Genomic DNA, 11,491 nt, shown 5'->3' on the forward strand with positions numbered 1-11,491 from the left:
TGCTCACCAGAGGGGCCCGCCGCCCCAGCGCAGAGCGGAGTTCCCTCGTCTGGCACTACGCACTCTCTCCGGCTCACTGATCCTGCAAGAGCAACTGCTTCTATCACAGAGTATAGAAGGCACCAGCACACACAACCAGTAGCAGCCCGTATTCATCCCGTCCTCATCGTGTTTCCCGTTCCCTCTCGTTTCCCCCTGCTGCCGCTAACCCGCCTCCTCTCCGACCAGCCTTCCACTCCTCAAACCTCGCTGCCGCTCCGGCAGAGCCAGTCCCATCGGATCCTTTCCATCTCCGCTCCGCCTCCGAGGTTGTGAGAAGAAGCAGATGCATCCTTTTCTAGCGTACCACACGCCAGAAAGCTTTGTCTACTCCGTGATCACTATCGCTCCCTCTCACCTGCTCAAGCACCCTCCTGCCCAGAACTCCGCTATCACCCTCTGGCTGCTCCCTACACGCGACAGAAGGACCAGGTCCGCCCATGCCAGATGCCGCCAGCGTTCGTACACTGGTTGGCGGGCCTCGTCGAAGCCAGCACCAGCACCACCCTCGTTCGCAATTTCTCTGTCTCTCATTGACTTTTGTCACTCAGTGACATTATAATGCCAGCAGACACCCTCGCAGGCGGAGGCCACCGGCGGCGCCGCCGGTGGCTGCCGATCGTCTTCATCGAGGAAGGGACGAGCCTCAACGCCGTTCTCGCTCGTGGAGGACCATCCAGAGAAGGAGCACAGACTGATGCGCACCAAGCAACAGCCCGCCCGGAACACCACCTGTCCAGCCAATGTCGCCTCCGACAGCGAAGCGGGGACCAGGCTGAACAGGGCCATCCCCACCATCGGATCTCTCGCCACCTCCCGCCACAACCCCAGCCACATTGATCTCACGGCTTCAGTCGCCCAAAGTGCCCCCAAGCCTCGGAAGCGCCCGCCAGCCCCTGATCCGGATGGTCTCCCCGTGGTCCGCTGGCCAACCATGCCAACCCCCTCAGAGCAGCGAAAAGGCAGCTCCCTCGCTGCGACCTCTGAGGCTGAACCAGGTGGCGCCGCGGCTCCATCCTACAGCAGCGGTACCCAACATGGAGCTGTCGGGCCAGTTGGGCTGACCAGCGACCTCGCCTTCCCCTCCAGAGAGTTCAACCCCGGCGGCAGCGCGGCCCGTCCCAGAGCGATCGTCCCTGCCAGCGACCTGGCGGCACTTGGCACCACCACTGAGAGCGTCCAGCAGGGCAGCAAGTCGCCTCCTGTTTCCAGGTCAGCGCAATCCGGCGGCCCACCTGCCTGGAGACCAGGAAAGCCAGTGCTAGCAACGGTGCCATTCTGCCAGCCGATGGCGACTGGCTAGCTACCTGATCCCTTTCTTGTTTGCTTGCTTGTGCGAGCGCAGCTGATCAGCTCCAGCACGGCTGCGTTCCTCTTTGACTTAAAGAGAGGTGCTCTCATGACCGACTGGGATTGGACGTTCGATCTGGTCGTCGTTGGTAGCGGAGCCGCCGGCTTGACGGCGGCTGTCACGGCCCGCCATCGCGGCCTATCTGTGGTCGTACTGGAGAAGACCGCCTATTTCGGAGGATCGACTGCCCTCTCGGGAGGAGGGCTATGGATTCCAAATAATGCCTTGATGCAACGAGCCGGCATCAGAGACTCCTTCGAAGCTGCCCTGACCTACTTACAGGCCACGGTCGGCGATGAAACCCCGCGCGCGAAACAGGAAGCGTATCTGCGTGAAGCCCCGCGCATGCTGGATTTCCTCATCGCCCAGGGACTCCGCTTCCGTCGGGCCGACGGCTATGCCGACTACTACCCCGAAAAACCTGGCGGTCATGTTCGCTCGCGACTGGTCGAGTCCGCCCTGATCTCCGGTCGGCCTTTGGGAAAACTCTACCCCCTGATTCGCTCCCGAGAAGGTCTCGCCGGCAAGCTGGCCCTCACCACCAGCGAGTACCGCGCTCTCGGCCTGGCCCTGCGTACCCCCGGCAATTTTTTACGGATCACAGGCGTCATGGCCCGTAACGCCTGGCAACTGCTGACGAAACGCCGCCATATGGCCCTCGGCAAGGCCCTGGTCGGGCAACTGCTCATGCTGGCAGACAAACTTGGCGTCGTGCTCTGGAACGAGAGTCCGATGCACGAACTGGTGCTGGAGCAGCAGCGGGTCAGGGGCATTGTCGCCACTCACGAGGGCCGCAAGGTACGCATCCAGGCACGCCGCGGGGTCTTACTGGCCGCCGGCGGCTTCGCTCATAATGCCCGCATGCGGCAGCACTATCAACAGGCCCCCATCGAGACCACCTGGACCTCGGCAGCCCCTGGCGACACCGGCGAAGTGATCGAGGCCGCTCAGGCTATCGGCGCCGACGTGGCCCTGATGGAAGACGCCTGGTGGGGACCTACCTCTCTGCCAGAAGGCGTACCGATGTTTCACGTCAACGAGCGCTCGCTACCAGGATCAATCATCGTCGATCAGGCAGGGCGGCGCTTTATGAACGAGGCCCAGTCCTACACCGACGCCGTCCACATCATGTACGCCCATCACCGGGAAGTGCCCTGCATCCCGGCTTACTTCATCATGGACAGGCGCTTTCGCCGGCTATACCCGTTCGGCATGGTCCCGCCAGGCCTCACGCCGCGCAAACTGCTGCGCGACGGCTACTTTATCCAGGCGCCGACGCTCGAAGCCCTGGCCCAGAAACTGGGCATCGACCCCCAGGGTCTCCAGGAAACGGTGAGCCGCTTCAATGCCTTTGCCCAGAGCGGCCAGGATCTGGATTTTCACCGAGGGGAGAGCGCCTACGACCGCTACTACGGAGACCCGACGGTGAAGCCCAATCCCTGTTTGGCCCCCCTGCAGGAAAGTCCATTCTACGCGGTAAAGCTCTGGCCGGGCGATCTGGGCACAAAAGGCGGACTGGTCACCGATGAACGGGCCCGCGTACTGCGCGCCGATGGCTCAGCGATCGAGGGATTGTACGCCGCGGGCAACACGACAGCCTCGGTCATGGGCCACTACTACCCCGGCCCCGGCGCAACCATCGGTCCGGCCATGACCTTTGGCTACATCGCAGCCCTCGACATGGCCACAACCCCCCTTCCCTCCACAACCTCCTCTACACAGGCGAGCGACGGCACACTCGCTGCCCCAGTGTCCGAGCACGCCGGTCAAGCTCGAACAGAGCAGTGAATAGAGCCAGACTTTCGGGGGCTGCCTCTGCCTTCGCCCGCAGCCAACGAGCGCGGTAGAAGCACCCCCACCATTTTCTTGGTCGCCTCCCTCGGCCTACCTGTCTGCCCGAGTAGAGCGACTCTGGTCCAGCGAATGAGACTTGACCAGCGCCTGGCCGCAATCATTCCCCAGGACCCTGGCTTGTCCAGGGACGGTCTCGTGCCGCTAGCCCGACTAAGCTGGTGGCTCAGTCCCAGCCAGCCAGGATATAGACGCCCGACGCCTACTGACAGCGGCCCGTAGTCCCACAACAAGGCCCCGAAACCCTCCGCTCCCGGCGGGCCGCCGCGGCCAGAGGTCCTGGATAGGGACGGCTCAGGCGAGTCGACACGGGAGAAGGGCCTGACTCGTGCCGAAGGCAGAAACGATCGGCAGCACGGCAGAGCTTGACCTCTGCCCGGAGAGAGAAGGCGGAGCCGGAGAGAGACGCACATGAGCAGGCCGAGGCTGAACCCCGAAGGCTGCTGTCCAGATGCTCATCATCTGTCGTTGATCTGCCCAGCGGGACTGGACTATGGTGAGGCCGTGAAAAACGCGAATGTATGGCCGCTTCGCCTGCCTCTCTCAACGGCAGGCGCTTCTCAAGGCAAGGGAGGATCTACAAGGGGAATGTCCGCGATGCTTGCACGCCTGCGCGTGCCTCGGCCTCATTGGTGGCAAACAGTCGGCATCTGTGCCGTACTGCTCTGCCTTCTTGTTTCAGCACTGGTGCTGCTCAACCCGCTAGCGGCGAGCCAGGTAGCGGCGGCTGGCAGCCTTCAGGTAACAGTCAACGCCAACCAGTCGCTGGGGACCCTGACCACCTTAAGCCGGGGCCTCAACACCGCCGTCTGGGATAGCAATCTGCTGGATAGCGCAGCCAACAGCGACATTAAGAACGCTGGCATTGGGATGCTGCGCTTCCCGGGCGGCTCAACCTCCGATGTCTACCACTGGCAGACGCATTCTCTGGTCTCCGGACAGGGCTGGCTCGATCCCAACAACACCTTTGACGCCTTCATGGGCCTGGTGCAGTCCGTAGGAGCCCAGCCGATCATCACCGTCGACTACGGAGCTGGCACCCCCGCGGAGGCCGCTGGTTGGGTCCAGTATGCCAACAAAGGAGGGCCTGGCTACAACGGCCCCGTCCCGACCTATCCCGGGGCCAGCAGCACGGGCCACACCTACGGGATCAAGTACTGGGAGATCGGCAACGAGATCTATGGCGACGGCACCTACGGGGCTAGCTGGGAGTATAACAATAACCCCCACACCTCGGCGGCCTACGCCAACAACGTGGTGACCTACAGTCAGGCCATGAAGGCCGTCGACCCAACGATCAAGGTCGGGGCCGTCCTGACGACGCCAGGCAATTGGCCCGACGGCGTCACCAATTCCGCCTCGCCTCAGCCGTGGAACCAGACAGTCCTTTCGACCGCCTGCTCGGCTATCGACTTCGTCATCATCCACTGGTACCCGCAAAATCCCGGCAATGAGTCGGACTCGGGGCTGCTCGCCTCAACCAGCCAGATCCCGAACATGGTCTCGACGCTGCGCTCGGAGCTCTCCCAGTACTGCGGCTCCCACGCCAGCGCCGTTCAAATCCTGCTGACCGAGACCAATTCGGTCTCCTCCAATCCTGGCAAGCAAACGGTCAGCATCGTCAACGCCCTCTACGAGGACGATGACTATATGACCTGGCTGGAAAATGGGGTCACCAGTGTCGACTGGTGGACGCTGCACAACGGGCCCGTGGCCGGTAACACCAGCTCGTCGCTCTACGGCTCAGCCCAGTACGGCGACTACGGCGTCCTGGCAAATGGAGGCTGTATCAGCGGCGGACCATGCGAGCCGGCGGCCGATACGCCTTTCCCGGCCTACTATGGTCTGCAGATGCTCTCTTATCTAGGCAACGCCGGCGATACGATGGTCTCTTCGGCCTCCAACCAGACGCTGGTAGCCGTCCACGCGGTGCGACAGGCCAATGGCAACCTGGCCGTGCTGCTGATCAACAAGGACCCCAGCAATAGCTATAATGTGACCTTCTCGCTCAATGGCTATAGCCCTGCCTCCAGCGCCCGCGTCTATACCTACGGCGCGACGAGCAGCTCGATCAGCTCGACGGTAGTTACCGGGTCGCCCGTGCCCAGCATATCGATCGCCCCCTATTCACTGACAACGGTGGTTTTCACACCGGGCAGCAGCGCAACGGCGACCCCGACATCGACACCCACGCCCAGGCCAACAGTCACTCCCACGACGGCCCCCTCGCCCACGCCAACACCTACGGTGGCTCCTTCGCCGACACCCACTCCTACCGCGGCGGCAGGTCTCAGCTGCTCGGTACACTATGCGGTCACAAGCCAGTGGCCAGGCGGCTTCAGCGCCAGCCTGACAATTACTAACACTGGGAGCACGGCCATTAACGGCTGGACGCTGCAATTCACCTTCCCAAGCGGTCAGAAAATCACCCAGCTTTGGAATGGCTCCTACACGCAGTCGGGGAGCACGGTAACCATCACCAATCTATCGTACAACGCCTCCATTCCACCAGGCTCGACGCTCGGTTCCTCGCCTGGCTTCAACGGAACCTGGAACGGCAGCAATGCCAGCCCGACGGCCTTCACCCTGAACGGGCGCGCCTGTAGCGTCGTCTAGCGACCAGGCAGGGCACTTGTCAACGGCGAATCGCCCTTACTGTGCTGATCGCCAGGAGCGTTGTACTTCCCTCGATCTACCTGGACCGCTCTCGGGCTGCCTTGGAGAGCACCTCTCAACAGAGCAGGTGTCTCTCCGAGGCAGCCTTTTGCCTGGCAGAGATAGACCGCTAGAGACAAGCAGACCGATCCGGCCCGGTGATTGTCTCTGGCCACCAGTAGTGCTACAATTGGCCCGCCTGGCACACTGTGTTGATGAGGTCGCCATATGCCAGTTTTCTCTTTTCCTTGGGCCGAGTTCGCCCTCCTGTGCGGGGGAGCGCTCTTTAGCCTGATCTGCGTCACGCCCTATCTGCTGGAACTAAATCGCGAGGCCTTCAGGCGGGCACAGGAGCGCCTGCAGCGTCCTCTATGGGTGCTACTCGTCCTGCAAGGACTCCAGAGTAGCATCTTGTTGATTGCAGCGGTTGGCCTGGGCCTCCCGATGGCCCACAGTCTCGGTTTAGGGGCTCCTTTACTAGAGGGCCTACTGATGGGCAGATCTGTGAACAGGCAAGCCCAAGCGCTCTTGGGGCCAGCTCTGCTGCTCGGCCTCGTTCCTGCCATCCTGCTGCTGATTCTGGAAGGGCTGGTTTTTTGGCCGCGGCTGCCCCAGGCAATGCGGGCGGCCTTCCCCATTCCCGCCCTGTGGAAGCGCTTGCTGGCCTGCTTTTACGGAGGGATTGCGGAGGAGTTGCTTTGTCGCCTCTTCTTGCTCTCGCTGCTGGCCTGGTTGGTGGCTTTCATCTGGCGTGGGGCGCAGGGCCAGCCGGCGCCTGGGGTCTTCTGGCTGGCCACTGTCGTGGTGGCTCTCCTCTTCGGGCTGGGCCACCTGCCCGCTACTGCCGCTGTGGTCAAGTTGACTCCCCTGCTCGTCGGGCGAGCACTGCTGCTCAACGGCATCGCTGGGGTCGCTTTTGGCTACTTGTTCTGGCACTACGGCCTGGAGGCCGCCATGCTGGGACACTTTAGCGCCGACCTCGTAATGCACGGCCTGGGAGACACTATCGCCAGAGCGCTTCGAGCGGCGGAGGCAGCTAAAGCTCAGCCCGAGCACGAGTCGCCATGAATCCGGCCAGCCAGCGCAGCTTCTCAGGGTTGACCACGCCGTAGATACGGCTCACGCGCCCTCCCCGCAGGTGCAGCAAGATCACACCGACGGGCTTTCCCTGGACCAGGCCAACGATGGCCGGCTGCCCATTGATCTCAGAAAGCACTGGCTCTAGATCGGCGGGAAACCACTTGCGCAGCGCTCCAAACATGCCACGAGCCACACGCCGGGCCCCCTGAATCGGCTTCAAAGCGGCCCTGACCTTGCCGCCGCCGTCCGTGAAGAGGATGGCCTCGTCGGCCAGCAAGCCAAGCAGTCCCTCGACGTCTCCCTCCGCGGTCGCCTGCATGAAGCGGGCCGTGAGTTGCTCTTGCTGGGCCGGAGGAACGCTAAAGCGTCGCTCGCTCTGACTCAGGTGCTGGCGGGCCCGATGCAGCAACTGTCGGCAGCTCGCGGCATTGGTGCCGAGGATTGCAGCAATCTCCGGGTATTCATAGTCAAAGACCTCGCGCAGCAACAGGACAGCTCGTTCTCGGGGACTGAGCTTCTCCAACATCAGGAGAAAGGCAAAGGAGAGCGATTCCGCCAGCTCTGCCGTGGCCGTCAGCTCGGGACGCTGCCCTGTGGCCACTGGTTCGGGCAGCCACGGACCAACGTAGACCTCGCGCTGCGCTCGTGCGGTCCGCAGCTGATCAATACATAGACGCACAACGATGGTGGTCAGGTAAGAGCGCGGTGACTGCACGGCCTGCTCATCGGACTGCAGCCAGCGTACGAAGGCCTCCTGGACTACATCTTCGGCTGCACTGGCCTCGCCGAGCATGCGGTAGGCAATGGAGAAGAGCAGGAGCCGATACTCCTGAAAGATACGTCCGGTTTCTTCGTTTCTCTTCATCATGCGCGCTTGCGAATTGCCAGAAAAGCCTGTGGCGGCATCCCTCAGCGGGCGTTTTCGCCAGCAGGCAAGAAGCTCTGTCGCGTGCTGCCGCGAAGGCAGGCACCTGACAGAGCATACCATACTTGACCTGTCCTCTGCTCCCTATCAGGCTCGCTCTAGGCCGCCGCCCTGAGCCGGTGGGGGCTTTGCCGTCCGGCCAGTTCGGCAAGCAGTAGCAGGGCTGCCTGGCGGGCGCTGGCAAAGCAGGCATCGGCGAGATAGCCTTCCCGACCGACCCAGTCACCCGCCAGATAGAGACCCCGAATATGCTCCACCCGCGGCTCTGGACGGCCCGCAAAGCCGGCACTCTCGGCGAGAGGAACGGCCCCCGTAACCAGCAGGCGGGGCAGGAAGAAGCGCTTGATCACGAGATCGCGCCAACCCGGTTGAGCCAGATCGAGCAGCTCCTCTAGCTCGCGTTCATGCTCGCGGGCCTCTCCGGGATCGGTTGGATCGAGGTAGCGAACGGCGTGCAGTAGGGCCCCACCCGCCGGAGCAACGCGGGCAAAGAGCGATTGGGCCGAGTAAAAGCGCGGCTGATCCAGGTCGAGAGAGACTGGCCGGGCAGGGCACGGCAGGCGCTGCAGAGCCACGTCGAGGCAGGCTACGGGCAGGGGCCTCAGCCTTCCGAGACGCTCTCTCAGCAGAGGATCGGGGAGCAGGCGCAAGACATCCGCCGGCTCGATCGCCAGGAGAACAGCCCGCGCTTCGCACAGATAGCCCTCGCTTAGCTCGAGTCCCCCAACCCGTCCATCGCTCTGGGCCACCGCCGTCACACGCCTTCCTGTGTAGAGACGGGCCCCAGCCTGCTCGGCAGCCCGGCGTAGCCCGGCGACCAGCGTCTGCCAGCCCCCGTCGATATAGAGCACTGGCCGTTTCAGCGAAAGCTGGAGCTGTGTTACCACCGGCTCCATGCTGGTCAGCTCTAAATTGGCGCTATAGGTCAGGGTGCGAGCAGAAGCCAGCAAGAACTGGCGCACATCCTCGTGTCTGACATGATCGTCGATCCATTTCTGTACGCTGAGATCGGCCAGGCTCTGGGGCTTGTGCAGCGCCAATCTGGTCAGGACTCTCAGCAGCTCCATTTTTTCGGACCTGCTGAGGAGAGCTGTGGTCAGGAAACTGGCAGGATCGGCTGGATAGGCAAAAAATCGGCCATGAGACAGAACCTGCACCCGGCGCGGTGAGCCGGCCTGGAAGCTGATGCCCAGCTCGCGCAGGACCCGGGTCGCTGCGCCGCCGGGATAGAGGGCATGCCCCCCACGGTTGAGGCAGTAGCCTTGATAGACCTGCGTGGCGGCACGTCCCCCTGGGCTGGCTGCCTTTTCAAAGACGGCTACCTGCAGGCCGGCCCGCGCCAGGTAGACGGCAGCCGTCAGCCCCGTCAGGCCAGCGCCGACGATGGCAACATCTGTCTGCATACTCTCTCCTCCCAAACAGGTTTGATCTGATCTTCACCGATGACGAAAAGCAGACGGAACATCCCCTAGATTTGTGACATGGCGCCGCCGCTCTAGTCTGCCAGCTCTGCTGAAGGTCTCCGCTCATAGATCGCATGGCCGTCGCAGCCGCCAGGAGCGCAGAGGGGACCATCTGCGGGCAAGCAAGATGGACAATCTTTTGCGCAGTAAGTCTGGCATCCAGGTGACTGGTCGCTTATTTGGATAGCCAGGCGAGTTGCTCCAGGGCGAATCGGCAGAATCGCTCTGGTCACCCTTCCACGGCAAGGCTTGCTGCTGGTACACTTGAGGAAGAAGAGTCAGGGAGCGTGATCCTCATGCCTGTCTGGGCGCTAGAGGAAGATAAGCTGAGCAAGGAGCATCATCAATGGCAGAGTCGGACAGCACTTACCCGATCGATCCTGAAAATGCTGGTGAATTGGCTCGCCTGATGCAACAAGATCGACTGCTGACCGAGAGCATGGGCGGCCTCCTGCCAGAAGAAGACATCAAGCTGCCAGAAGGTGCAAAGGTGCTGGATCTAGCTTGCGGACCTGGGGGCTGGGACCTGGAGCTGGCCTTTCTCTATCCCAAGGCCGCTGTGGTTGGGGTAGATATCAGCCGGCAGGTGATCGAGTACGCTCGCGCCCAGGCCTGGTCGCGCGGGCTGGAGAACGTGCATTTTGAGGTGATGAATGTGATGGAGCCACTGGCCTTCCCCGATGGCTCCTTTGACTTGATCAATGGCAGGCTGCTCGGCGGCTTCATGCTGCCAGCCGCCTGGCCCAAGCTGCTGGCTGAGAGCTATCGATTGCTAAAGCCTGGCGGCATCTTGCGTCTGACAGAAATGGAGACGCCCCTGACGACCAGCCCGGCCTACGAGCGCTTCGCCTCGCTGGTGGCCCAGGCCCTCAAACGGGCCGGTCAAAGCCTCTCTCCAGACGGACGCCATCTGGGCACTATAACGGTCTTACCCCGCATGGTGAGACAGGCGGGCTTTGAAGGTGTGCAGAAGCGAGTCAGCGTTATCGAGTGGTCGATGGGAACTGAGGCCCACTATCCCGTCTTTAAAGACTATCTGATTGGATTGGAACTCGTCCAACCATTCCTGGCCAAAGTAGGAGTGGCCACGAAAGAGGAGCTGGAATATCTGTATCAGTTGACAGTAGCAGAGATGCAACAAGAGGATTTTTCTGCTCTGTGGCCACTGTTGACAGTTTGGGGACGTAAACCGCTGGCTACTGGGGAAAGGCCGGCAGCTTCTGAGTCCACCTAAACTGAGGTCGGGTGCCAGGCCGGGTCCGTATTTCTTCTTTCGAGCGAGTGGTTCCTGGCAGCCAGGCAGAGCGGCCAAACTTTTCGCTATCTGGTTAGTCGGCCGCTGCAGCAAAGGCGGCAGACCCTGCGGCTGGCTTCTGCGCGCTCCGGCATTGCTCGCAACCAGAGAAGCCTTGCGCGCCTGCTCACAGGCGATGATCGCCTGCCTGGCGTGATAGCTCAGGGCAGCCTTCCCGGCATACCTGCCGGCCAGCCATCGTCAATTCGATCCCCTGTGTTGGTGCTGGCACTATTCGCGGGCCTGACCAACCTGGCATCAGGACGCACCTGCCTGGAGGCTGAGCGACCAAGAGTCTCGGGCCAGGGAACTGGACTGGTTTGGCTGGCTACCTGGGGATCTCCAGGGCATGAGGATGCAAGCGGGGTGAATAGATATCAGGGGAGCAGGAGCGCCTTCTGCCCGGTAGATCACTCGCCGGTTAGCCCAGCCTGCCAATCCTGTAGAGATCGGCAGCATTGCTCCTGGCTCCCTTCCACTGCATAGCCTGCTTCTGGTACACTTGAAGAAGAAAAAGCGCCAGGCCACAGCATCTGGCGCTCCCGGCAGGCCAGGAAAGGCGTCAGCCAGAAAGAGTCGCGAATGAATTGGGAATTCTCTCTGTGACAGAGCCTGTCAGCATTGATGCGCTCGCTTTGGAAGACGCGGGCGAGCCGGCGCACCTGATGCAACGGGATCACCTCCCCGGCGAGGGAGACTGGAGGAGCGGACACCTGAGGAGGCTGACACACGGCCCAGTCGGTCATCCCCTGGGAGAAGAGCCTCCCCCAGACCTGCGCTCTCCGGCACATTCAGCCTGTCAACTTCATGGAGGATCTATGGATGAACCCAGA

Annotated in this window: 6 protein-coding genes; 4 read left to right on the top strand and 2 right to left on the bottom strand. The window is 62.3% G+C overall.

The features are described from left to right. Positions 1–1,438: 1,438 nt before the first annotated feature. The 3 genes from ACFMO7_RS15770 to ACFMO7_RS15780 all read left to right on the top strand — a co-directional run bounded on the left by ACFMO7_RS15770 (position 1,439) and on the right by ACFMO7_RS15780 (position 6,964). Positions 1,439–3,178, top strand: coding sequence for an FAD-dependent oxidoreductase (locus ACFMO7_RS15770; RefSeq protein WP_376796452.1), 1,740 nt, complete (start codon positions 1,439–1,441; stop codon positions 3,176–3,178). 651 nt (positions 3,179–3,829) lie between these two features. Next, the gene (locus tag ACFMO7_RS15775; RefSeq protein ID WP_376796453.1) at positions 3,830–5,857 is read left to right on the top strand and encodes a cellulose binding domain-containing protein; all 2,028 of its coding nucleotides are present in this window, start codon (positions 3,830–3,832) and stop codon (positions 5,855–5,857) included. Positions 5,858–6,124: 267 nt separating this feature from the next. Next, a complete protein-coding gene (locus ACFMO7_RS15780; protein WP_376796454.1) occupies positions 6,125–6,964 on the top strand; it encodes a type II CAAX prenyl endopeptidase Rce1 family protein in 840 nt (279 codons plus the stop codon). On the opposite strand, the gene ACFMO7_RS15785 is transcribed toward ACFMO7_RS15780, so the two are convergent. Together ACFMO7_RS15785 and ACFMO7_RS15790 are read right to left on the bottom strand one after the other, a co-directional pair. Further along, positions 6,933–7,844 (bottom strand): RNA polymerase sigma-70 factor, encoded by a 912-nt coding sequence (locus ACFMO7_RS15785; RefSeq protein WP_376796455.1) that lies wholly within the window; start codon positions 7,842–7,844, stop codon positions 6,933–6,935. The genes ACFMO7_RS15780 and ACFMO7_RS15785 overlap by 32 nt on opposite strands. 155 nt (positions 7,845–7,999) lie before the next feature. Next, entirely contained in the window at positions 8,000–9,304 is a 1,305-nt protein-coding gene (locus tag ACFMO7_RS15790) for a phytoene desaturase family protein (protein WP_376796456.1), read from the bottom strand. Positions 9,305–9,710: 406 nt separating this feature from the next. On the opposite strand from ACFMO7_RS15790, the gene ACFMO7_RS15795 reads away from it, so the two are divergent. Beyond that, positions 9,711–10,598, top strand: a complete 888-nt coding sequence (locus ACFMO7_RS15795) for a methyltransferase domain-containing protein (RefSeq protein WP_376796457.1) — start codon at positions 9,711–9,713, stop codon at positions 10,596–10,598. Positions 10,599–11,491 lie beyond the last annotated feature (893 nt).

Origin of the sequence: Thermogemmatispora sp., from assembly GCF_042408735.1 — a bacterium.
Classification (GTDB): Bacteria; Chloroflexota; Ktedonobacteria; order Ktedonobacterales; family Ktedonobacteraceae; genus Thermogemmatispora.

Coding starts and splice junctions, on each gene's coding strand:
- ACFMO7_RS15785 (WP_376796455.1), bottom strand. CDS start 7,844: ATGATGAAGAGAAACGAAGAAACCGGACGTATCTTTCAGGAGTATCGG.
- ACFMO7_RS15775 (WP_376796453.1), top strand. CDS start 3,830: ATGTCCGCGATGCTTGCACGCCTGCGCGTGCCTCGGCCTCATTGGTGG.
- ACFMO7_RS15790 (WP_376796456.1), bottom strand. CDS start 9,304: ATGCAGACAGATGTTGCCATCGTCGGCGCTGGCCTGACGGGGCTGACG.
- ACFMO7_RS15780 (WP_376796454.1), top strand. CDS start 6,125: ATGCCAGTTTTCTCTTTTCCTTGGGCCGAGTTCGCCCTCCTGTGCGGG.
- ACFMO7_RS15770 (WP_376796452.1), top strand. CDS start 1,439: ATGACCGACTGGGATTGGACGTTCGATCTGGTCGTCGTTGGTAGCGGA.
- ACFMO7_RS15795 (WP_376796457.1), top strand. CDS start 9,711: ATGGCAGAGTCGGACAGCACTTACCCGATCGATCCTGAAAATGCTGGT.